This is a genomic window from Tumidithrix helvetica PCC 7403 (genome assembly GCF_965232925.1).
Classification (GTDB): domain Bacteria; phylum Cyanobacteriota; class Cyanobacteriia; order Pseudanabaenales; family Pseudanabaenaceae; genus Tumidithrix; species Tumidithrix helvetica.
This window is the reverse complement of record NZ_CBDDRA010000019.1, coordinates 59,703-85,301: the sequence shown is the minus strand read 5'-3', so window position 1 is coordinate 85,301 and position 25,599 is coordinate 59,703. Positions and strand designations below refer to the sequence as shown.

Sequence of the window (25,599 nt, the reverse complement as noted above, 5' to 3'; positions counted from 1 at the left end):
CTGTAAGCTTAAGACATCATCTACTTATCATTTAGTTGAGAAGTTCTTACCTTCATTTTTTTGCACTCTGGTTGTGAAGGCATGAGTCAACTCAGCAAAACCCTGATATGATAATTTGATTGGTGTACATCTATCAAACATTGGCTACATTGTATGGGACGTGGTGGTAAACGAGAAGGTTCCGGTCGCCCTAAAGGAAGTGGGAAATATGGCGAACAAACCAAAGCTGTACGCTTACCTGTTAGTAAGCTGGAACTTTTGCCTGAGTTGCTCAAGATGGTCTCAGCTCCAACTGAGTTAGATGAAGCAACTACCCATGTGGCTACAGATAGCGATAAAACTGTAGATATGCAATCGCATGTGCGACGCAAGGCAAAAACGCGATCGCCTGAACTTAGTCCTGAAATTGGCACGATTGTGGAAGATGTCTTCAGTCCAGATTGCTCCACCCGATATCGCCTACCGCTTTACATGAATCCAGTATCGGCAGGTTCTCCCGCTTTTACCGAAGATTATGTGGAGGGAAAACTCGATCTCAACCGCCATTTGGTTCGGCATCCTACTGCGACATTTATTGTGAGAGTAACGGGTGATTCGATGATCGATGCTGGAATTCACCCTGGGGATATGTTGATTGTCGATCGCTCCCTAGAAGCTGCAGATGGCAAAGTTGTGATTGCAGTTGTAGATGGAGAACTCACGGTCAAGCGTATTAGTATTGATGCCAATCGACTATTCCTATTGCCACACAACACCAACTATCAACCTCTGAAAATTTTGCCTGAGATGGATTTCTTTGTTTGGGGTGTAGTGACGAATGTAATTCATCCTCTCTAGAACTTGCATCTTGGATTGGGATATAGAAGTCACGCATTGAAGAGTGGCTTAATATTAAGCATCCTTAAGTTTTATACGAAAGGATCAATTTTTTTAACAACAAAAATACATGATATTTCTATGATACCTAGCTTATGCTGTAAATGTGGATTGAAGGAGTGGTAATTCTGGCTTCAGAAGAGGGGATCGAGATGAATTTTTAGCCCACTACTAAGATTCGGAGAGAGTTTATGTCTATTCCAAGTCTCACTTTCCATCCCAAAACGAGCAACCCGAAAACTGAGTTGGGTTGGTGGATCGAAATTTTTTCTGCTCAACCTCCTTGTCTATATTTCTTTGGTGCTTTTGATAGTGCTGAAGAAGCAGAAGCACTGCAAGATGGATTTGTGCAGGATCTCGTTCACGAAGGCGCTCAGGGTATTGCTGTAAGACTGCAATGGTGTCAGCCAACGGAATTAACTGTTACCGACCCACTAGACTATTCGGAGTTCCCGCCTGGCGTTTCACTGGTTTGAGTACATTTCGTCGCTAAACAGCTTATTCTGCCTCAGTATCTTTTTTAGGATAAAAGATAGGGTTTGTGCGTGCTTTCTCTACATATAAGCAAGCATTTTAAAGTGGTCTAGAGCCTCAACAATTCCCCATGCGTAAGGCGATCGCGCTAAGTAGTGTTGAGAGAGGCGGTGAGATTGATGCCAATCGAGCAGTTCTTTTTGAGAATTGCTAACCAACACGCCCAAGGTTTGCTGCTCGAACAGGTTGATGTCGTTGCCAGAGCCACCACATACGAGGGTTGCTTCTGCGGAAATATCTAACTTCGATCGCAGATAGCTGGCAGCATTTCCTTTGCCGCTGCCGAAGGGCAAGATGTCTAGATCGCGATCGCTGCTAAAAATAATTTGGGCAGACAGTCCTACATTCGCCAAGAGATTGCGGATGGACTCGATAACCGCACGATTATTGCTAGATTTGACGTAGTAACTCAGTTTCCAAGGATTCTGTTCGCTGGGGGGCTGCAAAGACAGATCGGGAAAAGACTGGAGCAAGTTGGCGATCGCAGTGCGATGCCATTTCTGCGTTTGACGCTCTGCCCACTCGAGATCGAGTCCCGCTTGACCGTAAATTTCACTGCCCACCCCCGTCACCAGATAATCTGGCTCTAACAACCAGTCCCCTGTCATTGCTCGAAAATTACGAATCAGATCTTTAGCCGAATGAATCGATCGCCCCGTTGCATAGATCAAATAAAACCTTTTGCGATAGGGAAATAGCTTTTGATATAGTGCGATCGTTGCTTGGTTATCCCCAATCAGCGTGTTGTCTAGGTCTGTTACAAGTAAAAATCTCATGTTGGTCTAGTCTATGTTTGCCAAGTTTAGCGAAAAATCGATACTTGAGATCTTTAAGGAGTCAAGGGAAACTCACTATCTAAAACATCAGCTAAACATAACTATATCGGTTCAGCGCCTATTCTTTAAGGGCTGGTTGGAAACGATTGCTTTGACATCGCAAAAAATTTCGCCACGCTTTCCGAGATCTCATTGCCTTGTCTATCTAAAGGCATTGAATGATTTGAGCGATCGAACCATTCAAAAAAGTCAAAATTTCTGCATATTTTTGCCAATTCTTTCTAGCTTCAGCGTTAGGGCAAACGAGAAATCCCTGCAATTATTCCCTTGCAGACACCCGTGAGAAAATCTAAATCGAGCGTTTCTAAGCGATCGCTACGCTTGTGATAGTGAGGATTTCGCATATCTGCCGTATCTGTAATCATGATTGCCTTGTAACCCGCATCCCAAAACGGAGCGTGATCGCTACGACGCGTATCAGGTACAATCAGTCCACGCAAACCCGCAGGCAACCACTCGCAAGGCACAGAAGTTTTCATGTGGTGGCACAAATAGATTAAATCGGGAATCGTCTGTATATTCCCAATCAGTCCAATAAAATCGCCAGTATTCGGATAGAAATATTGCAATCCTTTCGGATAATGCTGTGAGTTAGGGATGCGATCGCAGTAGCCCAGCATCTCTAGGGAAATCATCAGCCGTAACTTTTGATTCTGCTGTTTCAACTTCTCTACGTAGGCTCTGCTTCCCTGCAAGCCATATTCCTCCATATCAAAAGCAATCAGATCGATGGGATAGTTGGCAGGATTTGCAGAAAGCGATCGCGCCAACTCCAGCAGCACGGCAACGCCAGTGGCATTATCATCTGCACCCACACAACCGGGAACGGCATCATAATGAGCCCCAATGAGAATAGGCAATTCCCTTTTAGAACCTTTCCATCGCCTTGAGCTTGGAGCAGAATCGAGCCGCAAAATCAGGTTTTGATGTATATTGCCACGCACCTCAAATTCATGAACTTCAACTTCGCCATACTGCGAGAGCTGCGATCGGATGTATTCTCTAACAAATAAGTGACCACCAGAGGCATAGTAAGGATCGCGTTCTCTTACGATTTTCTGGAGATGCTCCAATAAACGTTCTTGAAGATTTTCCATGGTGATTTCCATACTCAATTTCTTGGAGCCTTTTCAAATATCGCTTGTTAGAATAAACCGCCAATCGCTCTTATCCATGCCATGACTGACCAAACTGGCTGTGGCATCGGGGAAAATGCCTTTTGATTGCAGCGCGATCGCTAGATCGTCGCCATTAGGTACGCAAAACATATGGGTATATCCAGCTAGCGGAGTTGAAATGGTTGAAATGTCAGAGCGAATGCTTTCTCCCCACTGTACGTGCAGCAATGGCAGCATTTTCCCATTACTCTGCAGTTTTAGATCCTTAATCCCCTGTAGAGACAGATAAGAAATCTGACCGCGATATCGAATTAGTGTCGGCTCTAGCGATCGCATTGTGACATCATCCACGCTGTAAATGCCTAAAATCGACGAACATCGAAACCGCACGAGGTTAAACTTCTCATAAATACGCGCTAATCGGTTAGGTTTGCCATCGCCTACATTCATGGAAATCGTATAGCCGCGATCGCATTTGCCCAGACAGGACTGTAACGCATGGTGCAAAAGCCTCATCGAGAGATGTTGTCTCTGATAGTCGGGATGCACTTTTAAATCGCAGAGATACCAAGCCAAATGCGATGATTCTCCTTGGCGGTAAGGTACTTGCCGCAGTATGCCTGCACCCACTGCTGCAACTCGTTCGCCATCCAAGGCAGCAAAGTAATTGACTTCACCCAAGCGATCGAAAAAGGCAAAGTAACGATCGCCGTGATCGATTTGAAAAGAGTCGTTCCCCAATGGATAGAAAGCTGTCTGCTCGATCGCCTCAATTCCAGCTTGGAATAAAGTACGCTCAGCCGATTCAATCCGATGAAATTTCATGACCGAAACCCTACCACAACTTCACGATAGAAAAACGAGCGATCGCTTTCAAGCAATTCCCGACTTAGGGCGCGATCGACGGCTATATGCTCTGCCATAAACGCTGCTAAATTAAGATCGCCATTCAGTCGCCGCCCAATTATCGCACCCCCAGGCTTCAGACAAGCAACGGCATCTGTCAGCATTTGATGGAGATCGTCCAGAGGCATCCAGTCTGAAATATTGGAAAATTGAATTAGATCGAAGCCTTCTACGGTTGCCAGTTGTTGTAGGCGATCGGCAAAAGCACCTTGATGCAGTTGTAAGCGCTCTGTACCAAATGCCCGAATATCCCTCTGGGCAGAGGCTTGGAGATAAAGCGGAACGCCCTCTCCTGCAAGATTGGTCGTATAGCGATCGCCCCAGACCTGCGTTAAAAAATAATTCTCCTTGGGAATAAAACGCTGTAAGGCTTGGGCAAATACATCGGCAAAATGCTCGCCAAAGCTGCGATCCATCGAGTAGTTGACCGCTGCTTCACCGAACGTCTGCACGAGTTTACTCCGCTCGAAGACTTGCTCAAACAGCTCCCGCCATTGTGGGTGATGAATCGCTGCTAGGGGTTCCTTTAAAGGCTCGATCCCATTCCAAGCGAATTTTTCTGCCAGTTCGCGAAATAGCTGCTCAAAGCGTCCGAGCCGATTTACGCCAAAGGCAATTTGATCCTGTCTGGCATCCCAAAAAGCTTGTGCGATCGGAGGTAAGTAGGCGCGTAAGTTGGCATAGATCCTGAGCCGATCGCGATCGCTTGCCGATAAATCTGCACAAATCAATTGCAATTGTTCGTCTAGAGACAAATGGCATAGGGCTTGTCGGCGCAGTTCCACCAGATGGAGTTGGGCGGGATTCAGATCTACAGCTTCGATTTTGGCGATCGCGGGACTCGCGAGTAAACTGAGGGCGGTGCAGCCCCCTGAAGCCACTAAGAGAACCCTTAGCGATTGTTGGCGTTTTGCCAATTCTTGGATGACACGCAGTTCGATCCGAGGATCTTCGCGCACCTGTGAGAAGGCAATTTCTGAGACGATTTTAGGATTACAAACCATGATACAAACTCCAGAAGTAGTGAGCACCAAGTATCAAGCCCTGGATCGCCTGTCCCCGCGCATAGGGACTCATCCAACCCGTTTCGGCTAGGAGCAACAGGTCTCTAGCATGTTCGGTATCTAGCTTTTCGTGTACAGCATAGTGGGACTGACTACCCGCCGCCGTCCAGCCTCGCTGGTCTAGGGTTCGGGCGATCGCAGCACTGATACCGACATAGAGATGTTCGATGATGCCGAGCATGGCTGCGCCCGATTCTCCTGAATGCATTAGGCAATAGGTCAAAATCGATTGGTTAAACGCCAATACGGGGATCGTGCAGGGAGATTCCAGTTCGCCATCCGTTGCACCCAAGGCGCGAAGGTATTGCTGAAAGGTATATTTATGCGATCTCCAGCGATCGCCATGTCCGTGCTCTTCGGTGATATTTGCCAGCAATGGCAAGCGAGACTCCAAAGTTGCCGTTCGTGCCAATACCGCCGCTAGTGGCTGAGAGAATGACTCCACCGCAAACCGAAAGGGCAGTTGACTGCGCCGAAATGCATCGCGATCGGTCGTGGGATCTTCCATCCAGAGCATATAGGGATGGGAATTAAAGTTATACACCTCTGCTACCCGCCATACCGCCGCCTGTAGAGATGGCAACTGGAACAGAGCTTCGACAGCCAATTCAGGATATTGCTGAGTTCTGGGGGTAGCGATCGCCTTCTCGATCAACATTTGCATCATTTTTCTTTCCTCTCTTTTTACTCAATGAACCACAACGGAACCGACGGGCTGACGCTGAAAGCTAGCGGCGATGAAGTCTCGCACAAAGGAAAGATAAGAAGGAATGTAAGGCGCACCCTGACGTAGGAGATCTGACTTTAACTCTTGATGGAGGCGGGGTAGGTGATACCAAGGTACGGCTGGATAAAGATGGTGTTCTAAATGATAATTCTCATTGCACATAAAGAATCGCACCAAAGGAATGGTCAGGATCGTACGGGTTCCGCGAATTAGATCGGCTTCATGTTCGAGAAGCGTGTGCTGACTCATGCCGCGAATATTGACCATGGTATTAATCCACAGCATCGGAATCAGCCACCCATGAATTAATAAAGCGGCTGGTATGGGCGATCGCAGCACAGCCGTAGCGAATAAGCCGAGCAGGATAACTTCGATCGCAATCCATACCCGCTCGGAATGATTTCCCTGCCGAAAGCCGAGGATGGGAATTGCAATAATGTAAACAGGATAGCCAACGATCAATCTTCCCCAATGCATCAAAAAGGTGAGCCAGTTCCATTTTGTATAGTTCTTGTAATGGTCGGGATCTCCCTCTACGCCCAAGTGCTTATGATGTTTGAGGTGTAGGACTTTATAAGCTGAGAAATTTTGTCCGACGGGCAAAGCGCAGAGAATACTTAGCCATCGATTCCATTGAATATTATGGCTCAGAACGCCATGCACTCCCTCATGGGTAAAGAGGCTAATGCCATGTAACGAAGCTGCCGCCAAGAGATACAAGGGCAAACAGAGGATATACGACCAAGGTGCCGAGATCGCTTGCACGAACTCATAGGCTGTAAATGCTGCTATGACGTACAAACCGATGAAGATGGGTAAGCGCTGTGGGTGGCGATCGAGCGCATGGATTTGTTTGAGCAGTTCGGGATTGAGCTTGGGCTTTTCTACCTCTTCGCAGGGAGCAGATTGCTCGAGTCTAGTTCCATTTTCTGAGAATTGTTGTGTTTTCATGGGTCTAAGGATTCTCAAAGATAGGTTGTATACGTGGCGATCGCGAAACTTGATCTCTCACGCTTGGAAAGATACCAGATTTGATTTTCTTAAAGATTCGCTTTTAGGATCGCCGCTTAAAAAGCATTAACAAGATGGGCAAAATCTGCCGTGGACATAGAATAGGTGGGATACATGGTTTGCTCGGGATCGCTTGGGATTCTGTGAGCCTGTGCGACAAACGCGATCGAAAGACCAATAACCAATGTGGGTACAAAAACTTTGATGAAAGACATTCCCTTAAACTGCTGCATAACCGCCTCCAAACTTTGATTTCTATATTTTTAAGTTTGAGGGATTTTTCTCTGCATCTAGACTCAGCTTTGCGCTCAGTTTTGCACTCAGTTTTAGTTATATTCTTGCTGAAACTAAGTCAAAGCTAGACTTTGGTTGCTGGTAATTACTATGCCGTTGTGACCGTCCAAGAGGTTTACGAAAATTAAGGATTGTAGGAAATAAGATGGGTTCGGTTAGGGATATGCGGCATGGGAGAAGCAATCGGTATCAAAAACGAATATTTTGGCTGGGTGTGTGAATTGCTTGATTTATGTATAAATTGTTTGATTTAAAGAATATTCCACCTGCGATCGCCTCTTCCAATCGTGCGATATCGTACTTTAGAGAGAAAGACTTAACAACACTTTCATAGGACGATAAGAGCAACTATGCTGTACACTCGTTCTTTGATCTCTCATTCCTCGGCAAAATACGCTGATTTTGTTTGACTCTACCTGCACGGGGTGGTAGGGTGACACTGCCTTTCTCTGTGACGGTCAAATTGAAAGGCCAATTTAAAAGTCATTTCCTAAAATTCAGACTGCCTTAACCCTAGATCTGAGTCAAATGCACACCAGATCTACACAACCTTTTGCGCCCTAAATTCATATTTCCCAAATATCCATTACCCCGTGAGCGATCGCTTTTAGTAGCAAGGTCGCTTTTTCTGCTTTCCCATTGCCAACCATTTTTGTAGAAAACTATGAACATTCTTCTAATTTATCCCCTGTTTCCGAAAAGCTTTTGGTCATTTGAGAAAACCTTAGAACTGGTTGGCTTTAAAGCCCAACTCCCACCCCTTGGCATTATCACCGTCGCTGCAATTTTGCCGCAGCACTGGGGCTTTAAACTGGTCGATCGCAATATCCGCGATGTCACCGAAGCAGAATGGGAATGGGCGGATATGGTCATCATGTCTGCGATGATCGTACAAAAAAAAGATTTCGTCGACCAAATTCAAGCTGCAAAACAACGGGGCAAATTGGTTGCCGTTGGTGGGCCTTACCCCACAGCCTTGCCCAAAGAAGCCGAAGCCGCAGGTGCTGATTTTCTGATTTTGGATGAAGGCGAAATTACCCTGCCCCTATTTGTGGAAGCGATCGAACGCGGCGATCGCTGTGGGATTATTCGCTCGAATGGCGATCGCCCCGATGTTACCGCCACACCCATTCCTCGTTTTGACCTGCTGGAGCGAGATGCCTATGCCGAAATGTCCGTACAGTTTTCGCGCGGTTGTCCCTTCCAGTGTGAATTTTGCGACATTATCATTCTCTACGGACGCAAACCCCGCACCAAAACACCTGCCCAAATTCTTGCAGAACTGCAATGTCTCTACGATCTAGGTTGGCGACGCAGTATCTTTATGGTAGATGACAACTTTATTGGCAATAAGCGCAACGTCAAGCTGATGTTGCAAGAACTTCAGCCTTGGATGGAAGAACGCAATTATCCCTTCTCTTTTGCCACGGAAGCCTCAGTGGATCTTGCCCAAGATCCTGAAATGATGGACATGATGGTGAAATGTAACTTTGGTTCGGTTTTTCTCGGTGTAGAAACCCCCGATGCCGATAGTCTTGCGCTCACTAAAAAGTTTCAAAACAATCGCGATCCGCTCTCGGAATCTGTGATTAACATTGCCAGAGCAGGTTTGCGTGTCATGGCTGGCTTTATCATTGGCTTTGATGGCGAGAAAAAAGGAGCAGGCGATCGCATCGTACAATTTGTGGAACAGACCACCGTTCCGACTGCCCTGTTTAGTATGCTACAAGCTCTTCCAGACACTGGTTTGTGGCATCGCCTGATCAAAGAAGGACGCATGATCTCTGATAACAGCAACGGGCATCAAGCTACCTTGATGAACTTCACGCCCACGCGCCCCTTGGAAGACATTGCTCGTGAATATGTCCATGCATTTTGGACGCTCTACGATCCCTTGGTATTCCTCAATCGCACCTACCGACATTTCCTCATTCTTGGCGAATCCGATTATAAGAAGTTGAAGCGCAGAAAGGTTGAAAAAACTGCAGGTACGCCTAGTATGAATTGGGTGGCAATTCGGGCATTGCTGACCTTGGCATGGCGTCAGGGTGTGGTTCGCAAGACCCGTTTTCAATTTTGGAGTCATCTATTTGACTTGCTCAGACGCTATCCAAATGTTGTCACTAGCTACCTCTCAGTCTGCGCCCAAGGCGAACACTTTTTGGAATATCGTCAAATCGTGCGCGATCAAATCGAAGCACAGCTAGCTCTGTATCTCGCCAACAAGCCCCAAGAGCCCGTATTTCAAAAGGTAGCAGTGGAGCCAGAAAAGGTTCTGAGAACTTAAACATTCTAGAAATTTTAGAATCCACAGGAGAATCTACACTTGAAACTTTGTCGCGATCGCTCGAGCAATGAGTCAGCGATCGCAGCGATCTCTATACACTGGCGATAATTCATCCTCGGTTTCCTACCAGTTCTTGGCAATTCGGTTACAATTGATTACAAAAGTAGACATTTTTCAGAGATCTTATGGACTCTATTGACTTAGGTAAGCTATTGCAAAAGGGCTTTTACGTGACATTAGGCGCAACTGCCAGCCTTCTTGAGGTTTTACAAGACCCACGCAAACAAGAACAAAGTTTCAGTGCCTTGCGCCGTGACTTTGACAGCTTGACGCAAGAGTTAGCCGAAAAGGGGGTCGTTACCGAATCTGAAGCCCGCAGTTTGGTTGACAGTTTTATTGCCCGACAAATCAAGACAGATGGTAGTTCCAAAACCACTGAATCAGATGCTCCTTCTACGGTGACCGTGAATACCACGGCGACAGATGTGGTCGAGCCGATCGCCGAACCAAAAGTTTCAGCGAATGTTCAAACCGATCTTAAAGATTTAACGCAGCAAATTGCCGATCTCAGAGCAGAGTTAGAAAACCTGCGCCAAAAAGACAATTAACTATTTTCAGACGACTTCTGTGGGATAGCCTCTTGGCTATCCGTTCTTACCCATGCTTCTTTCCTGCCCATAGACCTATCGCTCTGTCGTTGCTACGTCAGAAACCGTTCCAACTACATCAATCGTCTCGCTCCTCTTGACAATCCGCCGATCGTAAACGGCATAGATGTACTGGACGGTTTTATTCATTTCTCCCAAAGCATTCTCAACTGTAGACCCCGTCAAGCGATCGCTTACAACTTATAGAGGCATACACGGGAGTAGAGTAAAATAATTGTCCCCCTACGGCACTTTCTCTCTTATTTGCCATGCCCTCTGACTATTTAAAGCGAATTTTGACTGCCCGTGTCTATGATGTTGCCCAAGAGACACCCCTAGAGGTAGCTCCCAACTTATCAGCCCGTCTGAATAATAAAATCTTGCTCAAGCGCGAAGATATGCAGTCGGTGTTTTCGTTTAAGTTGCGTGGCGCTTATAACAAGATGGCTCAGTTAACGCCCGAACTCTTGGCAAAAGGGGTGATTGCTGCATCGGCAGGAAACCACGCTCAAGGTGTTGCCCTCTCTGCGCGCCAGCTAGGAACGCGTGCGATTATTGTCATGCCCATGACCACACCGCAGGTCAAGGTCGATGCCGTCAAAGCACGCGGCGGCATGGTGATCTTGCATGGTGACACCTATGATGATGCCTATACCTATGCTCGAAAGCTAGAGTTAGAAAAAGGCTTGACCTTTATTCATCCCTTTGATGACCCCGATGTGATTGCAGGGCAGGGCACGATTGGCATGGAAATTTTGCGGCAATGCCAGAAGCCGATCCATGCGATTTTTGTCGCGATCGGGGGAGGGGGGTTGATTTCAGGAATTTCTGCCTATGTCAAGCAATTACGTCCTGAAATTAAGATTATTGGGGTTGAGCCGATCGATTCCGATGCGATGTCGCGATCGCTAGAAATTGGACATCGGGTGCGCCTACCTCAAGTCGGTTTATTCGCCGATGGTGTGGCAGTGAGAGAGGTCGGCGTGGAAACCTTCCGTCTGTGCCAGCAGTTTGTGGATGAAGTCATTCTGGTCGGAACCGATGATATCTGCGCGGCAATTAAAGATGTCTTTGAAGATACGCGCTCCATCCTGGAACCTGCGGGGGCTTTGGCGATCGCGGGGGCAAAAGCCTATGTGGAACGCGAACAAATTACGGGGCAAACCCTTGTTGCCGTTGCCTGTGGTGCTAACATGAACTTCGATCGCCTCCGTTTTGTCGCTGAGAGAGCCGAGTTAGGAGAACATCGCGAAGCAATTTTTGCTGTGGCAATTCCCGAGTCACCAGGAAGTTTGCGGCAGTTTTGCGAAAGTATTGGTAGACGCAATCTCACCGAATTTAGCTATCGCATTGCCGATGCGAAGGAAGCCCATATTTTTGTAGGGGTGCAAATTCAGAATCGGGCGGATGCGGTCAAGATGTTAGAAACCTTTGAAGCCAATGGATTTAGAACCGTCGATCTTACCGATGACGAACTCACGAAATTACATTTGCGCCACATGGTCGGTGGGCGATCGCCTCTTGCCCATGATGAGCTACTCTATCGCTTTGAGTTCCCCGAACGTCCTGGAGCTTTGATGAAGTTCGTTGATTCTATGAGTCCTAACTGGAATATCAGCTTGTTTCACTATCGCAATAATGGAGCTGACTACGGGCGTATTGTGGTTGGCATTCAAGTGCCACCCCATGAAATGGAAGCATGGCATGAATTTCTCGATACCCTCGGCTATCACTATTGGGATGAGAACGAGAATCCAGCCTATAAATTATTTCTAGGATAAAGGAAATATTCTTGGTTGGAAATTTTACTGTAAGTTCCGTTTGAAATCTAGCGATCGCTTTAGGCTTTCGCAGCTTTGGATAATGCGTACACCTGTAGGGGCAATTCATGAATTGCCCCTACTTGCCATTGAGATTTAGATCGTCAAAGTCTTGTGCAATCTATCATAACGATCTTAAAATAGAATTAATTTGGTAAAAAAAGATGGAAATTTCAAGCTTAGATAAACAAGAAATTATTAGCGCTCTCACATTTGCAGATTTGGAAGCGATCGCAAGCCAAATCGTGCAGCGCATTATTTCCCAAGAAGCGGCAAGTCTGATCCCAAATCAATACAGACAAGAAATTCCTTTTGACTCAGCAGCTACTCCTTTCTGGCAAATTGTTATGGAAAACTCCAGTAAAGTTCCAGAAAAAATATGGGGTGGCATTCCTAGCGATGCTTCTGAAAATTTAGATGCATATTTATGAAAGGTGAATAGATTATGAGTATGATTATTGACTTACCCCCAAAATTAGCAGAAAGGTTAGAAACCTATTTAATTGAGCATCCTGAAGAATCACTGGTCGATCTGATTCAAGAAGTGCTTGACTATAAGTTTCCTCGAAAAGACTCCTCTAAGCTATTAGAGCTAGCTGGAATTGTTTCTGATGCTTCTTTTGATAGTTCTGAACATGCAGAGGATCGAATAGAGTGAATCGTCTTGTTGTTGATGCAGGAGCATTTATTGGACTTTTTTACAGTAAAGATACCCATCATAGTCAATGCGTTCAAGGATTCTCTCAATTGGCGCATCAAAATGTTACTTTACTCGTTTCTATCCCAATTGTCTTTGAGGTTTACAAGTGGCTGTTACAGAAAACAAGTGTACTTGTTGCTCGTCGTTCCTTACAGATTATGCGTGAGAGCATTCATACAGTTCCCGTAAATCAATCGGATTTTGAAGAGTTGCAAGCCATGTTGGAGCGACTCTCTGATTGGCAGGGAACACTTGAGGATGCTTCTGTTATATCTACTGCAATTCGCTACAAATGTGCTGTCTGGACGTTTAACTATCGTGACTTTGTAGCTTTTAACGAAATTGAGTTTTGGAACCCAGAATAATCTACCAGTTCAAAAATGTTCTTATAGCCTTTGCTTACACAGTTCTTTCCATCAAGATCGCCTCGTCAACTTATCTCAAAAAAATTTAATTGCCTAATAGTGAAGGAAGTAAAGATAAAGAGTAAAAAGACAAGAGGATAAAAGGTTACAAGAGTCCTGAAGCTGAACAGGCAACCCGAAAACCAAGAGCGTAATAACGCCCCCTCGGATCGTCTGAGAGGCGAACTGCTGAACGGCAAAACCTAGGATCAGCGTCCCATGAACCACCGCGCAATATGCGAGTACTATTATTTTCGCGTTCGACAGCTTTGCCAGTTTTCCGAATTCGAGAGCTTTCGCTATTATATTTTTCGTAACTGTCCTGACACCATTCCCAGACATTCCCATTCATATCATACAAACCCCAAGCATTCGGTTTCTTTTGTCCTACAGGATGAGTTTTCTTCCCAGAATTTGCAGAATACCAAGCATATTCACCTAACTGAGATTCATCGTTGCCAAAAGAATATGCTGTAGTCGTCCCTGCACGATAGGCATATTCCCATTCAGACTCGCTAGGCAACCTAAATTGCTGACCAGTTTTCTGTGACAGTTTCTTACAAAACTCCTGAGCATCATTCCAAGATACTCGTTCTACAGGATTTTGCTCGCTGTCAGTAAATTCAGAAGGATTATTCCCCATAATCGCTTGCCACTGTGCTTGCGTAACTTCATATTTGCCCAAGTAAAAAGTGGAGATATTGACATCTTTAATTTGGGGACGCTCATCTTCAGATCCTTCCTCTTCCGGCGCAGAACCCATCGTAAATTTGCCTTTAGGAATATAGAGCAGTTCCAGATTCTCGCCGTTACCAAAGTCTACCGTCAAAGAATGAGACGGTTTTTCAATGATCATTTTTAGAAATACTGAGATTATTTTTAGAAGTACTACACCAGAAACTCCAACAAAGCCTAAGCCAGCAATAGTAATCAATCCTCGTCTGGATAAACGAATAGATGATGGAAATGTTAATAGTGGTACTGATGAGGCTTGAGAATGTGATGAAATGGGTGAATTTTGTCGTGATTCTTGACTGCGTTTAGCAGATTCTTCCTGTTGCTTTTTCAACTCTGCTTCTCGTGCTGCACAAACGGCAGTAACTCGATCTTGAATGTCTTCATCTCTCAAACCCAAGACTTCTTGCAAATCCTTGAGATTTACGCGGTATTTCACGGTTAAAGGGAATTGTAATTGAACGGCTTTCTCTAGTGTTTTTTGATAGCGTTCTAGGTTTTTTAGACGTCTGCGATCTGGCTCTAGGACTTCATTCATTATGGCAATTGCAATCTGATCAGACAGCCCCCACTCCTCACGCTTCAGTTCTAAGATATCCTCTCCCACAATGGATATCCTACCATTTTGGACATATTTTTCCACGAGACGGCGATAATGAAGTTTCCGATCTACTCTTGCTTTAATTAGTTTAATTTTGATGCCTTGTTTGATTCCATAAATCTCTGGCTCCATGTTGGGTTTGGCAGTTTTTACATGTCGTTTGGCATATTCATGCAACTCATCTGCCGAGATATAACCATCGCCATCCTGTTCCGCTGCACCCGACTCAATGCCTTGGACGATATAACTCGTATAAAGTGAAAGTTCCGCACCTTCTTGCTCAAAAGATTTCTGTGTCGAAGTCGAGGAAGTTAGCAATACGCTACCTTCAACCTCTAGCTGCGGGTGAATATTGACATCAACACTTTTGGTCCTCCATCCTTCTGCAAACGCACCACTGTAACAACAGTCAAGAATCACAACTTGATTACGCTGGTAACGGTAATCGCTCATAACGTCTTGGATAACACTGGCTGAGAGCGAATTGCCTTTAAAGTTATCCTTGCTAGTGTTGCGGGTACAGAGATAAAGTTTGCTATTATCATCGGTAATCCCATGTCCAGAGAAATAGAGCAATCCTAAATCGCCTTTTTGACAGCTTTTAAATAACTCCGCGATCGCGGTTTGCATCTGCCCCAAATCTGGATCGATCAGGGTTCGTACTTGCTCAAAAGGTTCTAGCTCTGGATCTTTCAGTACGCGCGACATCGCTTGCACATCCATCGGTGCAGCAAGTAATGTTGGTAGTCCTTCCCCATACTGACTCACCCCAATCAGCAGAGCCTTTTTAGCCATTGGCAATGTCCTTATTCTTGCTCATGGTTTCTAAAAGCCCATTAGCGATTTGCTCACCGATTAGCGCCGCTTTTGCGCCAGTGGTTTTGATGGTTGCTTCGCGATCGCCGACTTTAACATGTACCTCGATCGGCTTTTCAGCAAATTTCTCACTCAAAAAGCCGAAGAATCCCACAATTTTGCAGAACTTAACTATAGCCGTCAACATCCCAGGAATTTTATCTAGTCCGCCTTTGCCAAGCTTTTCAGGATTCAGATCTTCAGTGCGCTCTACGGCTTCGGCATCGCCCTGTTCGCGTAGCTGCTTTAGCAGTTTCTTGGCAAACTCCTGCCGCTCATAGTCGTCTGCATCGTCTAGGGCAAAAGTAACTTCAACGATCGGCTCACTCACCATACAAAAACCAAAGATAATTTGATCTAATGTGGCATTTTTCTAAAGCTTTGTACAGAGGAAAATCGTATTTTTCATAGTCGCCTCTAGATATTAAGTCAGTTTGGGCTAATGGCTTTAGGTGGCGTGATAGTAAGGATTTGTGAGGTTCTGTATAATAAACACTAGATGCTATCGCACGATTCCCCTAGTATCAACACAAAAGGTGGCTTCCCAATGACCCAACTCACACTGCAAATGCAGATGCTCTCACAGAAGCGATCGCATTGCTCGAACTGAGTGAAAAAATTCGGCTGCGCGACCTTTTAGATGCTCAAATTGCTCAAACGAAACCCTCTAACCAAGAGATCGCTCTCGAACCTGCGATCGAATGCTTTCGTCAAGGCTGGCAGAATGTTATGACAGGAAATATTCATCCGATTTCTGAACTATGGGAAGAAATAGAATTAGAGAAGATCGCGTAAAGCCTCTGCGATTTTTGGTCTGAAGCGATCGAGAAAATCTTGCCACCCGACTAGAATCACTTGGTGGTGAATCAGCGTATCGGGATTAATCGCATCCATGCCAAAACCAATTTCCCGACCTTCCAAATCGCAGCAAACTAGACCTGCTGCCTTAGCGATCGCTAAGGGCCCCACCGTATCCCAGAGCTTCACGCGACGATTGAGATAGATATATAAACTGGCGCGACCTAAAACCACTTCCATCACCTTCAGTCCAAAGCTTCCCAAACTGTAAAACTCCGCTTGAGGAATTGCCGAGCGAATCGCAGCACCATAGGCATATTCATCTTTAGAGCTAAGGATAACCTGACAGGAATCAGGGAGAGGCATCTGAGGAATTAATGGCTTAAAAGTAGAATTCTCTCGATTGGCATCGGCACTTATATTCAGATTGTCATTCAGATTGGAAAACAATCCATCGATCGCACTGCCACCAAAATAAAAGCGATCGCCTACGGGTGCGTAAACCCATCCCATAATTGGCTGATGCGCTTTTAGCAAGCCAATCATCACAGCATAATTCTCTTGTCCGTGGATAAAATCTTCAGTGCCATCGATGGGGTCAATAAACCACAAACTCGCTTGGTCTTGCTGGCAGTCATTTTGCAGCCATTGCTTTTGCGACAGCGAATTTTCCTCGCTGATCACAATATCGCTAGGAAACCATTGCTGAAACTGCTGGGTAAGCAAGCCATCAAGAATGCGATCGACATTCGTAACGCGATCGTCAATGCCCTTGTCATCGACTTGAAAGCCTTCCGTTCTCAGTTGCACCGCTTTTTGCCCAGCCTCGCGCACAAATTTAAGGATTTCAGCATTTTGGCTGGGACTTAATTCAGAACCTAGTTTGAGGTTTAACTCAGAATTTACTTTGGAGTTCATGACTTGCCTTTAGAGAATAGACGGAAATAAAGCGATCGCCAAAACTCAGCCAAGGGATAACTGAGATAGGTAAGCGGATTGACCGTAACGATAATGTCGCGACAGCCAACTTTTGCCAACGCCACAATCGCCCAAGCCACCCAACTCGGCGACATCACTCCATAGGGATTGAGTTCGCTTTTAAAGGGACCAAGCACCAACTTACGAATGATACAGGGAGCATCTAAACGCCGTAGGGTAATAATTTCCCCGATCGCGCGTTTCGACAGTTCGTAAAGCGGACTAAAGGCGGGATTGACTTCTGCTTCGGAAGTGTTAACCCACACCTCTTTTACATCAACCTGTTTTGAATCATTTTTAGAACGATTTGCTGCGATCAAAAAGAGTTCCATCCATCGCCATACCGAAAAGGTATTGACCTCAAAGGATTTTTGAATTGCCTCAGGCGTGCGATCGCCTAGTACATTCACGCCATGATTTAAAACGAGAATATCAATTCCTTGCAGGCGATCGCGTAATTCAGCTTCCGCCCCCAATTTCCAAGTTACAACTTCGATATTCCGATCCGCAACCTCAGCAAAACTGACATCAGGAGAAGTGGTCAACGCTACGATCTTCGCCCCCTGTTGGGATAATTCTGCAATGAGCGATCGCCCCATCGTGCCCGACGCACCTGTCACTGCGATGACTTTACCTTTGAGCGACAAACTAGTTCCCATGATTTCGAGCTACAAGCAAAATTTTACGACAGAAAGTTAAAACCAAAATACGAGCAAATTCAAGCAATCCTCACAATTTCTAGGACTACTAGATAACGTCTCATTTTGTTTGCAATCCTCCCTTAAATCATGAGGATACCTATTGGGGCAGGCGATCGGGCAGTTAAATACATTACGCCCAAGCATTAAGATTGATTAACCTCAACCTAAGCATTCTACCCGAATCGCTAGAATTTCTGCCTTGCGATCGATCGCGTGGTTAATGTTTGGTAAAAATTTGACTGGCAAAGGAACTTACAAATCCTTAAAACCGATCTTAGAATGTACATAGCAAGTAAAGCAGTATTTTCTAGTGGGTAATTTTGTGAAAAGAGGTTTCGTCAGCATTATTGCAACTAGCCTAATGTTGTTTGGTGGAGCGATCGGGACAACGGGGGCAATTTTAACAGCCGCGCCAAGGCCAATCCAAGCGCAGGATATCGACGAGGAGACCAATATTCGCGTTTACAAGGCAGCTAGCCCTGCGGTCGTGTCCATCCGCTCGGCAAGTGGTAATGGTAGCGGCAGCATCATCGACGCCAAAGGTTTAGTGCTTACCAGCGCCCATGTGGTAAAGGGCTCAAATACCGTCACCGTGACTCTGGCAAACAAGCAAAAGCTACAGGGGCAGGTAATCGCCAGCAGCCGCAATCCTGACTTAGCGCTGATTAGACTGCAGGGTGTCACCAGCGATCTACCCACGATCAAAATTGGTTACTCAAGCCAGATTCAAGTCGGACAAAGAGCCTTTGCGATCGGCGATCCCTTTGGACGATTTGCAGGAACCCTGACTACGGGGATCGTGAGTCGCATTGACACAGACCGCAACTTAATTCAAACCGATGCGGCACTTAACCCTGGTAACTCTGGCGGGCCTTTGCTCAACGGACGAGGTGAATTGATTGGGGTCAATACCTCCATTTATACCTCTGGAGATCGTGAAGGCAATATCGGTTTGGGGTTTGCGATTACCGCAGACACCGTGCGCGAGTTTATGGCAGCAGTGCAGCAAGGGCGCATTGCCAATAACAATCCTGTTAAACAGCCTCCCACAGCGCTTTTACTAAATGGTGCAGCGATCGCCAGCACGTTAACCGCTCAAGATGAGACCCTGCCCGATGGCAGCTTGTATAAGGTATTTCAATTTGAAGGACAGGCAAGACAGCGTGTCGTACTGGAAATGCGCAGCACGGATATCGACCCATACCTAGCTTTGTTTGATGCCAATGGCAATAAAATTGCCGAAGATGACGATAGTGGCGGTGGCAAGAATGCACGAATTACGATTACCCTGCCTAAGACTGGTCGATACACCCTCTATGCCAATTCTTACGAACCTGGGGATTCAGGACGTTTTACCCTCAGCGCTAAAGTCAATGACTATCAAACACCTACAGCGGCTGATTTCTCTGACCCACCCTCCAATAGTCAATCTGCAATTCTTCTGCAACGCAATGGCACTTTAGGAGCAGGTAGTCGCATTTTTGCACGGGATGGGAGCCTGTTTGACACCTTTAGTTTCTCTGGAACAGCCGGACAAATTGTTAAAATTACGCTGAGCAGTCGAGATTTCCATCCTTATCTCGTGATCTTCTCTCCCGATCGCCAAGTTCTCAAAGAAAACAACGGCTTACCCGATCGCAAAAATGCGGCGATTACCTTAGAGCTGCCGTTTACAGGAACCTATCGCGTGGTTGCAAATGCCTTTGACCGTTCGGGGCGCGGCAACTATTCGCTTACCGTGCAGAGACTTCGATAGGTTTGAGAGCATAGATTTGCTTGGGAACTTCTCTTTCTAAGTTGGGTCAATAATCTTGAGCTTCTACATCCCTTGATTTACCCGCAGTCGTCATTTTCTCAGTCAGCCTTAATTTACTGAGGTGCGATCGGGATAACAAAGGCGATCGCGCTCTGAACGTCGCTAGAGTTTGGCAAGAAATTGATGATTTTAGGATTTTGACAAAAAAGGGGGCTTTAGCGATGAAAAAGCAAGTGCTAATTGGTTTAGGGTGTAGTTTGGGATTTAGCTTGGGTTTGGCTTTGACAAATATCTCTCAAGCTTGGGCAGTGCAACCCTCTCCTGTCGATCAACATGCTGATATAGCTTGGTCTAAGGTTGTTGATAACCCATTTGATGGCAGAGTTGTCTATGACAAGAACTATACAGATGATTTTGCCTTTGTTTCAGTTTGGTCAAAACAAGGCATTCGTGCAACTTACACCCGCTATTGGAAGGTCGTAGATGGCTATAAACCCGTTTGGCGGACTCGTAGGGTTTACAGCCACCATGAAGGAAAATACGTCGATCGCGAATATCAAGATCGCGAGCCCGTGTATCGACAACTTTCTGAAGATATAGCTCCCAAGGAAATCATGTTTGCGATTCGCGGACAGGTCTATCGTTATGAAGATGGAATTGTAGATCCGAGTCTTGCAAATGCTCTAACTACAGCGCCATCAGGAAACATGACCATTCGAATTGTTTTCCCAAATGGTAAAACCTTGGAAACGGAAATTGGTAGTGACACCGTAGAAGCATGGAAAACAATTTTTAAGTGATACCCATTTCAATTAGATTAGCAACCGATTTGAAGTCTACGCGATGCAAAGGCTTTGATTATGCATGAATGTTTGGCAGCTACCTCTGGGGGATTTTTTTGAATTTGCCCAGAAATCAGATGACTTCTCTTTCCCAAAGCGTTTTATGATGGGATCAGATCGTCATTTTGTGTAAGAAACTTGTTAGAAATCAACGCTATTTATTTATTCTTCATTCTGTTCCAGCTCCCATTTACACTTGTATTGTTGGCAAGACTAGGAACAGCCCCCAGTCGGATTTTACCCCTACAGCGGCTGTCATCTGATGAAGAAGATAAAGCGAAGCGATCGCCTAAAGTTTCCGTCGTAATTCCGACCTTAAATGAAGTTTTGCGGCTACCCACTTGCTTAGAGGGAATGCGCGATCAAGCCGTCGCAGAAATTATCGTGGTTGATAGTCGATCGCAGGATGGTACAGCCGAGTACGTCCAAAAGCTGCAAGCTGACTATCCTAACAAACTACGCTTGATTACGGACGATCCCCTGCCTAAGGGTTGGGTGGGGCGACCTTGGGCGTTGCATACAGGATTTTTAAATGCCAATCCTGATAGTGAGTGGATTTTGGGCATTGATGCCGACACCGTGCCGCAGGCAGGTTTGGTGGCGAGTTTAGTCCAAAAGGCGATCGCGGAGGGCTATGATATTGTCTCGCTTTCACCCAAATTCATTCTCAAGACCGCAGGCGAACAGTGGCTACAGCCTGCTTTGCTCGTAACGTTAATCTTTCGATTTGGGGCAACAGGCGATCGCAATCAATTTACCCAAACGCGCGTAATGGCAAATGGGCAGTGCTTTCTCTCTCGCAAGTCAACCCTTACCGATTTATCGGGTTATGAGCTAGCAAAGTCTTCTTTTTGCGATGATGTGACGCTGGCAAGGATGGCGGCACAAAAGGGTGCAAAGGTGGCTTTTTTAGATGGCGCGGAGTTGATGCAGGTGCGGATGTATACCTCAATGGCAGAGACTTGGAAAGAATGGGGGCGATCGCTCGATCTTAAAGATGCCGCAATGCCTCTACAAACTTGGATAGACTGCCTATTTTTGCTAGCCGTGCAAGGTCTCCCATTACCTTTGGCGATCGGTTTATTGACAATAACGTTCGCGATGAGTTCAGCCATTAGCGCTTCTATCTTGAGTTGGACTTTATTAGGATTAAATGGATTTCTTGTCTTGATTCGTTGGTTGCTTGTGTTGGGAATTCGCTCTAGCTATACAGAAGTGGGGCTATGGTTCTGGCTATCTCCGATCGCCGATCCCTTTGCCGTATTACGTATCTGGATTTCTGCACTGACGCAACCCAAACAGTGGCGAGGAAGGACTTATGGCAATTAACCAGTGAAGCGGTTGTATAGAATATGGCTAAACCATGACTTAAGATAGATTGCTTTATAGGGTAAAGATGACTACCGATAGATTCTTTTATGAGGTATCAACTCTATTATTAATTAAAGATTCCTCACACACCTAATCGAGCACCCGTAAAGGATCCTAAAAAGTACGGGTGCTTTTTATTTGAGTTAGCATTCTAGATCTGCCTAGTTCAGATTCCCGACTTTTTAAGAAAAGTTGGGATTTTGTATTTGCGAATCATTGAGGATCGCGATAAATATTAATTCAATAATAGATAAGTTTTGTACTGTAGTTAATCAATTTGCACATCAGTTAATCAACTTGCCCATCAATTCAATCATGATTCTGCCATCGTAAAAGGGTGCGAGGAGAACACCATCTAACTTGAACTATATTTTTAGGAATTTAAGGCTATGCAAAAACTTGTTCTAAGTTGCTTTGTTACCATGTTTTCGATCGCGATCGCTTCAACAACATCAGTCATGTCAGCCAATGCACAGACTGCGGTTGAATATATAGACAGCTCTTCTCCTCAGGTAGTAGAAAATATTTCTGGGAATATCGTTACCTTCAAAAACGTGAGTGGAGAATCTCACAATTACTACGTTCCTACTTGGATGATTGAAAAATACGATCTGAAAGTAAGTTCTTCAACCTATCTCTACAATCGTAATATCGTTCAGGGGATCTACCATAGTCGCTATATTGATGAAGTAAGTCCAGGCTTACTCGAAATGGATGCTTTTACACTTCATGAAACCCTAAGAAACTGCAGAAGATTTGACAACCCCGAAAGCGAAGGCTTAGGATCGGGCAAACGCGTTTGGTATAAGACGGAAGGTTGCCCCTCGACGATTCCAATTGTCGGAGCAATGGGCGTTTCTCAACCCAAAACGGTTGCGTTTGTAGAAACATCTTCTACAACAACTCCTATAAACTCTACAACTTCTACAGACTCTACAACTCCCACAAACTATACAAATCCTACACCAGAAGTTGCCCCAGTTCGCGGACTATGGTAGGGATGTTTTCAAATAAGCAGTGAGAGATAACTACAGGATTTAGAAATGGAGGTAACCCGTGAGAAGTTTAAACCCTTTATCCAGTCAAAGTTTGAGTTTCTTAGCGTAAACCAATCTCCTTTTTCTGTGGTGACTCCAAGAATAGTAGACACCATACCCAATCCCCATCGGAGAGGGTATTTTTTTGTCCAAAAGTCCTTAAACACAAAATCAAAATCATGTTGATTGAATTATTCGTATCTTCTTTCACAATCGACGATCGCGGAAAAGTTACATTTTTGTCCCAGAAAAGGTGCAATAGGAGTGTATGATAGAGTGGAATAGTGTTCTAGAATGTAGGCTTCGCTTGCTCCTTGGCGTTGTAGGCTCACTAGAAGCCATACGGGAATGCGTGTTTGACGAAATTGTCAATTTTTAGCCTAATCATTCAGAATAGTAAGCATTCATAGTTTCTTAGACAGGTTCTTGAGCTTCTATTGCAGCGATCTCCTTATCCATAACCATAGAGATATAAGATGCTACCCAGACAGTATAGGCGGGCAAAGCAATACTATGTGCTATAAAGACTGCTGTGGCGACGCCTAATACATCCCAATGAACGCCAACCAGGAGAGAAATCGCAAAAAAGATCGTAAATAGAAGGTTCCATCGAAAATCCCAATTGGGTTTATCCAAAGCCCACAATCCTTTTGAAGCAGTATTGGCAAAAGGTCGAGCAATCGCCGATAGACAAATCAAAATTAGGATAGGAATGGCAGGTACCCATTTCGATCCAAATATAGTTGGCACATAAAATGGTGCAAGAACGGATTGGGCAAGAACCAAAGGAAATATTACCCAAGCGACATTCTTGAAACTACTAAAAAAACGTGACTTAAATTCACTGGGTTGACCACGCACAGCGCAAAGATGAGGAAAAAGTGCGGTATCTAAGGCATTAATCGCGCTCATACTAATACCGAGTCCCGCATTGAAGGCGAAATAATATAAACCTAAGGCTTCAAACCCTAGAAATTTGCCAGCGATCAGATAGTCAAGGTTGTTTCTCAGGGTATTCATCATTTTGACCCCCAAAATGTTGCGTCCAAACCGAATGATTTCTTCCCATTTATCTAAGGTAAATTCACGGGATGGTCGCCAAGGGTTGTTGGTGTAATGAACGATCGCCCAGATCGGCCCCACCAAAACTTTAGGAAGCACGATCGCCCACATACCCAAACCACAGAATGCCAATACAATGGTCAAGAGATTATCCACTGATACCTGCAACCCATTGGCGAATGCCATGACGTGCAGGCGATTCTCGCGCTGCGTTAAGGAAGCTTGAACTAAAGAGATCGGCATCATCAGATAGACGGTCGCCATCATGCAGATCGGCAAAATTAATTGGGTGTCTTTGTAAATCCAAGCGATCGGCAAAGATACCAAGCATTGCAGTAAAAAGAGCCCGCCACAAACAATCCAATTTAGACAATAGGCGGTTTGACAGAACTGCGGCAAATCTTGCTCATCGGCTTGAATCAGCTTGTCCCAAACCCCATTTTGGGTAAACACAAAAATGAATTCGTTGGTGGTGAGAACTAGTGCGGCTAAACCATAATCATATTTTGTTAGCAGTCGCGCCAGGACGACCGTTGCTGCTAGGCGAGATACGCGAATAAATAACTCTGATAAACCCAGCCAACCCAAGTTACGGAAGAACTTGTTTGCTAGCTTCTCTTTGATTGTGTTTATGAATTGCTGGACAGCCAAAATAGAGCCTCCCATTCAGCTAGATATTTTCCCCATGCTCCTCGCACGGTTTCTCTACCATGTTCTCCCCATTCGCATAGCGTTTGCGGGGAGGTGGCATGGAGATTCACCACGTTGGCGATCGCCCTTTTTAACGCTTCTACCGTTGCTTCCGCAACCAATCCGCAATCTTCAACCTGTTCGACTAATCCATCCACATTTGTGACGATTACAGGTTTACCAGCAGCTTTTGCTTCTAGGCAAACATTTCCCCAAGGTTCCCAACGGGAAGGAATCACCACAACATCGCAGGTTTCTAAAAACTTGGGGACATTTGCGATCTGACCGATAAATTGAATGCGGCGATCGCCTGCTGCAATTTGGTGCAACATTTCTTCATCCTCGCCATAGCCACCAATCTGCAGTTCCACGTCCAAATCGGGTATACCTTGCATGGCTTTGAGCAAAAGATCGATTCCTTTTTGTTTAGAAAATCGACCATAGGTTCCTAAAACTAACCTGTCTCCCAAGGGTTTGGTCGGAATAGCGAGGAAATCTTCTAATATTCGACATTGTTGAATTACTGTCAATTTTCGAGGCTTGACCAGTTTATGTGCCAACATCCAATCCATCTGGACATAGGAAACGGCAATGACTCGATTTGCGATGCCATAAGCGAGTTTCAGCATCAACCGAAATCTCCACTTAGAAGGCACCTCGATCGCTTCAAAGGATTCTGAATAATGGTGCTCTTGAATTAACAACTTACTTCGCGATCGCAAACGTATTAAGGTAAAAAGAAACTTCCAAGAGCAGGCATCATTGACAACAATCAGATCTGGTTTTAATTTAGACTTGAATTGAGATAAGGCTTCCTCAGGGGTGAGGAGCAAAAAATCGAATTTCTCCGCGAGTGGCGATCGCAACAAACTATTTACGGAAGCAGTCACGCCTCCGACGTTGCGATCGATCAGTAAATGTAAAATTTGGGGTTTCATAAAGTCTGGCA

Annotated in this window: 26 protein-coding genes and 1 pseudogene; 13 read left to right on the top strand and 14 right to left on the bottom strand. The window is 45.3% G+C overall.

The genetic code is table 11. The features are described 5' to 3' along the window. Window positions 1-153: 153 nt before the first annotated feature. Window positions 154-837 carry a LexA family protein gene (locus ACP2WE_RS17485; protein ID WP_425216832.1) on the top strand — a complete coding sequence of 228 codons (684 nt, stop codon included), beginning with the start codon at window positions 154-156 and terminating at the stop codon, window positions 835-837. A gap of 230 nt (window positions 838-1,067) precedes the next feature. Next, entirely contained in the window at window positions 1,068-1,352 is a 285-nt protein-coding gene (locus tag ACP2WE_RS17480) for a DUF1816 domain-containing protein (RefSeq protein ID WP_425216831.1), read from the top strand. A gap of 78 nt (window positions 1,353-1,430) precedes the next feature. On the opposite strand, the gene ACP2WE_RS17475 is transcribed toward ACP2WE_RS17480, so the two are convergent. From ACP2WE_RS17475 to ACP2WE_RS17445, 7 genes are all read right to left on the bottom strand, one after another. Continuing rightward, window positions 1,431-2,186 carry a sucrose-phosphate phosphatase gene (locus ACP2WE_RS17475; protein ID WP_425216830.1) on the bottom strand — a complete coding sequence of 252 codons (756 nt, stop codon included), beginning with the start codon at window positions 2,184-2,186 and terminating at the stop codon, window positions 1,431-1,433. Window positions 2,187-2,479: 293 nt separating this feature from the next. After that, on the bottom strand, window positions 2,480-3,343 hold the full coding sequence (locus tag ACP2WE_RS17470) for a M20/M25/M40 family metallo-hydrolase (protein WP_425216829.1): 864 nt from the start codon (window positions 3,341-3,343) through the stop codon (window positions 2,480-2,482). A 33-nt stretch (window positions 3,344-3,376) separates the two neighbouring features. After that, the gene (locus ACP2WE_RS17465; RefSeq protein ID WP_425216828.1) at window positions 3,377-4,189 is read right to left on the bottom strand and encodes a GNAT family N-acetyltransferase; all 813 of its coding nucleotides are present in this window, start codon (window positions 4,187-4,189) and stop codon (window positions 3,377-3,379) included. Continuing rightward, window positions 4,186-5,274 (bottom strand): DUF3419 family protein, encoded by a 1,089-nt coding sequence (locus ACP2WE_RS17460; protein ID WP_425216827.1) that lies wholly within the window; start codon window positions 5,272-5,274, stop codon window positions 4,186-4,188. The genes ACP2WE_RS17465 and ACP2WE_RS17460 overlap by 4 nt, the downstream gene beginning before the upstream one ends. Beyond that, entirely contained in the window at window positions 5,264-6,001 is a 738-nt protein-coding gene (locus ACP2WE_RS17455; protein WP_425216826.1) for an iron-containing redox enzyme family protein, read from the bottom strand. Before ACP2WE_RS17455 ends, ACP2WE_RS17460 begins: the two co-directional genes overlap by 11 nt. A gap of 21 nt (window positions 6,002-6,022) precedes the next feature. Beyond that, entirely contained in the window at window positions 6,023-7,012 is a 990-nt protein-coding gene (locus ACP2WE_RS17450; protein WP_425216825.1) for a fatty acid desaturase family protein, read from the bottom strand. A gap of 116 nt (window positions 7,013-7,128) precedes the next feature. Continuing rightward, window positions 7,129-7,305: a hypothetical protein gene (locus tag ACP2WE_RS17445; RefSeq protein WP_425216824.1), complete on the bottom strand. Its 177-nt coding sequence runs from the start codon at window positions 7,303-7,305 to the stop codon at window positions 7,129-7,131. A gap of 725 nt (window positions 7,306-8,030) precedes the next feature. Between ACP2WE_RS17445 and ACP2WE_RS17440 the strand changes: the two genes are divergently transcribed. From ACP2WE_RS17440 to ACP2WE_RS17415, 6 genes are all read left to right on the top strand, one after another. Next, complete coding sequence (locus ACP2WE_RS17440; protein WP_425216823.1) at window positions 8,031-9,653, top strand: B12-binding domain-containing radical SAM protein; 1,623 nt, start codon at window positions 8,031-8,033, stop codon at window positions 9,651-9,653. Window positions 9,654-9,838: 185 nt separating this feature from the next. Continuing rightward, window positions 9,839-10,261, top strand: coding sequence for a hypothetical protein (locus tag ACP2WE_RS17435; RefSeq protein ID WP_425216822.1), 423 nt, complete (start codon window positions 9,839-9,841; stop codon window positions 10,259-10,261). Between the two features lie 308 nt (window positions 10,262-10,569). After that, window positions 10,570-12,081, top strand: a complete 1,512-nt coding sequence (gene ilvA, locus ACP2WE_RS17430; RefSeq protein WP_425216821.1) for a threonine ammonia-lyase, biosynthetic — start codon at window positions 10,570-10,572, stop codon at window positions 12,079-12,081. A gap of 203 nt (window positions 12,082-12,284) precedes the next feature. Beyond that, window positions 12,285-12,551, top strand: a complete 267-nt coding sequence (locus ACP2WE_RS17425) for a hypothetical protein (protein WP_425216820.1) — start codon at window positions 12,285-12,287, stop codon at window positions 12,549-12,551. A 14-nt stretch (window positions 12,552-12,565) separates the two neighbouring features. After that, window positions 12,566-12,778 (top strand): hypothetical protein, encoded by a 213-nt coding sequence (locus ACP2WE_RS17420; protein ID WP_425216819.1) that lies wholly within the window; start codon window positions 12,566-12,568, stop codon window positions 12,776-12,778. Next, window positions 12,775-13,185 carry a type II toxin-antitoxin system VapC family toxin gene (locus ACP2WE_RS17415; protein ID WP_425216818.1) on the top strand — a complete coding sequence of 137 codons (411 nt, stop codon included), beginning with the start codon at window positions 12,775-12,777 and terminating at the stop codon, window positions 13,183-13,185. The genes ACP2WE_RS17420 and ACP2WE_RS17415 overlap by 4 nt, the downstream gene beginning before the upstream one ends. Window positions 13,186-13,330: 145 nt before the next feature. Here ACP2WE_RS17415 and ACP2WE_RS17410 read toward each other — a convergent pair whose 3' ends face one another. Continuing rightward, the gene (locus ACP2WE_RS17410) at window positions 13,331-15,355 is read right to left on the bottom strand and encodes a caspase, EACC1-associated type (RefSeq protein WP_425216817.1); all 2,025 of its coding nucleotides are present in this window, start codon (window positions 15,353-15,355) and stop codon (window positions 13,331-13,333) included. Continuing rightward, complete coding sequence (locus ACP2WE_RS17405; protein WP_425216816.1) at window positions 15,348-15,749, bottom strand: hypothetical protein; 402 nt, start codon at window positions 15,747-15,749, stop codon at window positions 15,348-15,350. The genes ACP2WE_RS17410 and ACP2WE_RS17405 overlap by 8 nt, the downstream gene beginning before the upstream one ends. Window positions 15,750-16,012: 263 nt before the next feature. On the opposite strand from ACP2WE_RS17405, the gene ACP2WE_RS17400 reads away from it, so the two are divergent. Next, window positions 16,013-16,210 carry a hypothetical protein gene (locus tag ACP2WE_RS17400; RefSeq protein WP_425216815.1) on the top strand — a complete coding sequence of 66 codons (198 nt, stop codon included), beginning with the start codon at window positions 16,013-16,015 and terminating at the stop codon, window positions 16,208-16,210. On the opposite strand, the gene ACP2WE_RS17395 is transcribed toward ACP2WE_RS17400, so the two are convergent. Beyond that, window positions 16,193-17,131: a 3'(2'),5'-bisphosphate nucleotidase CysQ family protein gene (locus tag ACP2WE_RS17395; protein WP_425216814.1), complete on the bottom strand. Its 939-nt coding sequence runs from the start codon at window positions 17,129-17,131 to the stop codon at window positions 16,193-16,195. The two genes, ACP2WE_RS17400 and ACP2WE_RS17395, sit on opposite strands and share 18 nt — an antisense overlap. Further along, complete coding sequence (locus tag ACP2WE_RS17390; protein ID WP_425216813.1) at window positions 17,128-17,850, bottom strand: bifunctional sterol desaturase/short chain dehydrogenase; 723 nt, start codon at window positions 17,848-17,850, stop codon at window positions 17,128-17,130. The genes ACP2WE_RS17395 and ACP2WE_RS17390 overlap by 4 nt, the downstream gene beginning before the upstream one ends. 403 nt (window positions 17,851-18,253) lie before the next feature. Here ACP2WE_RS17390 and ACP2WE_RS17385 point away from each other — a divergent pair, with 403 nt between their 5' ends. From ACP2WE_RS17385 to ACP2WE_RS17370, 4 genes are all read left to right on the top strand, one after another. Then, a complete protein-coding gene (locus ACP2WE_RS17385) occupies window positions 18,254-19,648 on the top strand; it encodes a trypsin-like peptidase domain-containing protein (RefSeq protein ID WP_442778036.1) in 1,395 nt (464 codons plus the stop codon). 221 nt (window positions 19,649-19,869) lie between these two features. Then, entirely contained in the window at window positions 19,870-20,448 is a 579-nt protein-coding gene (locus ACP2WE_RS17380) for a hypothetical protein (RefSeq protein WP_425216811.1), read from the top strand. A gap of 189 nt (window positions 20,449-20,637) precedes the next feature. After that, entirely contained in the window at window positions 20,638-21,819 is a 1,182-nt protein-coding gene (locus ACP2WE_RS17375; RefSeq protein ID WP_425216865.1) for a glycosyltransferase family 2 protein, read from the top strand. A 431-nt stretch (window positions 21,820-22,250) separates the two neighbouring features. Next, the gene (locus tag ACP2WE_RS17370; RefSeq protein ID WP_425216810.1) at window positions 22,251-22,859 is read left to right on the top strand and encodes a hypothetical protein; all 609 of its coding nucleotides are present in this window, start codon (window positions 22,251-22,253) and stop codon (window positions 22,857-22,859) included. 230 nt (window positions 22,860-23,089) lie between these two features. Here the strand turns inward: ACP2WE_RS17370 and ACP2WE_RS17365 are convergent. The 3 genes and pseudogenes from ACP2WE_RS17365 to ACP2WE_RS17355 form a co-directional block, all read right to left on the bottom strand. Further along, window positions 23,090-23,251: pseudogene (locus tag ACP2WE_RS17365) on the bottom strand (DUF433 domain-containing protein); the annotation flags it as partial. 61 nt (window positions 23,252-23,312) lie between these two features. Then, window positions 23,313-24,611, bottom strand: coding sequence for a lipopolysaccharide biosynthesis protein (locus ACP2WE_RS17360; RefSeq protein ID WP_425216809.1), 1,299 nt, complete (start codon window positions 24,609-24,611; stop codon window positions 23,313-23,315). Further along, window positions 24,590-25,588, bottom strand: coding sequence for a glycosyltransferase family 4 protein (locus tag ACP2WE_RS17355; RefSeq protein WP_425216808.1), 999 nt, complete (start codon window positions 25,586-25,588; stop codon window positions 24,590-24,592). The genes ACP2WE_RS17360 and ACP2WE_RS17355 overlap by 22 nt, the downstream gene beginning before the upstream one ends. Between the last annotated feature and the right edge of the window lie 11 nt (window positions 25,589-25,599).

Coding starts and splice junctions, on each gene's coding strand:
- ACP2WE_RS17485 (WP_425216832.1), top strand. CDS start 154: ATGGGACGTGGTGGTAAACGAGAAGGTTCCGGTCGCCCTAAAGGAAGT.
- ACP2WE_RS17480 (WP_425216831.1), top strand. CDS start 1,068: ATGTCTATTCCAAGTCTCACTTTCCATCCCAAAACGAGCAACCCGAAA.
- ACP2WE_RS17475 (WP_425216830.1), bottom strand. CDS start 2,186: ATGAGATTTTTACTTGTAACAGACCTAGACAACACGCTGATTGGGGAT.
- ACP2WE_RS17470 (WP_425216829.1), bottom strand. CDS start 3,343: ATGGAAAATCTTCAAGAACGTTTATTGGAGCATCTCCAGAAAATCGTA.
- ACP2WE_RS17465 (WP_425216828.1), bottom strand. CDS start 4,189: ATGAAATTTCATCGGATTGAATCGGCTGAGCGTACTTTATTCCAAGCT.
- ACP2WE_RS17460 (WP_425216827.1), bottom strand. CDS start 5,274: ATGGTTTGTAATCCTAAAATCGTCTCAGAAATTGCCTTCTCACAGGTG.
- ACP2WE_RS17455 (WP_425216826.1), bottom strand. CDS start 6,001: ATGATGCAAATGTTGATCGAGAAGGCGATCGCTACCCCCAGAACTCAG.
- ACP2WE_RS17450 (WP_425216825.1), bottom strand. CDS start 7,012: ATGAAAACACAACAATTCTCAGAAAATGGAACTAGACTCGAGCAATCT.
- ACP2WE_RS17445 (WP_425216824.1), bottom strand. CDS start 7,305: ATGCAGCAGTTTAAGGGAATGTCTTTCATCAAAGTTTTTGTACCCACA.
- ACP2WE_RS17440 (WP_425216823.1), top strand. CDS start 8,031: ATGAACATTCTTCTAATTTATCCCCTGTTTCCGAAAAGCTTTTGGTCA.
- ACP2WE_RS17435 (WP_425216822.1), top strand. CDS start 9,839: ATGGACTCTATTGACTTAGGTAAGCTATTGCAAAAGGGCTTTTACGTG.
- ilvA (WP_425216821.1), top strand. CDS start 10,570: ATGCCCTCTGACTATTTAAAGCGAATTTTGACTGCCCGTGTCTATGAT.
- ACP2WE_RS17425 (WP_425216820.1), top strand. CDS start 12,285: ATGGAAATTTCAAGCTTAGATAAACAAGAAATTATTAGCGCTCTCACA.
- ACP2WE_RS17420 (WP_425216819.1), top strand. CDS start 12,566: ATGAGTATGATTATTGACTTACCCCCAAAATTAGCAGAAAGGTTAGAA.
- ACP2WE_RS17410 (WP_425216817.1), bottom strand. CDS start 15,355: ATGGCTAAAAAGGCTCTGCTGATTGGGGTGAGTCAGTATGGGGAAGGA.
- ACP2WE_RS17405 (WP_425216816.1), bottom strand. CDS start 15,749: ATGGTGAGTGAGCCGATCGTTGAAGTTACTTTTGCCCTAGACGATGCA.
- ACP2WE_RS17395 (WP_425216814.1), bottom strand. CDS start 17,131: ATGAACTCCAAAGTAAATTCTGAGTTAAACCTCAAACTAGGTTCTGAA.
- ACP2WE_RS17390 (WP_425216813.1), bottom strand. CDS start 17,850: ATGGGAACTAGTTTGTCGCTCAAAGGTAAAGTCATCGCAGTGACAGGT.
- ACP2WE_RS17385 (WP_442778036.1), top strand. CDS start 18,254: ATGTTGTTTGGTGGAGCGATCGGGACAACGGGGGCAATTTTAACAGCC.
- ACP2WE_RS17380 (WP_425216811.1), top strand. CDS start 19,870: ATGAAAAAGCAAGTGCTAATTGGTTTAGGGTGTAGTTTGGGATTTAGC.
- ACP2WE_RS17370 (WP_425216810.1), top strand. CDS start 22,251: ATGCAAAAACTTGTTCTAAGTTGCTTTGTTACCATGTTTTCGATCGCG.
- ACP2WE_RS17355 (WP_425216808.1), bottom strand. CDS start 25,588: ATGAAACCCCAAATTTTACATTTACTGATCGATCGCAACGTCGGAGGC.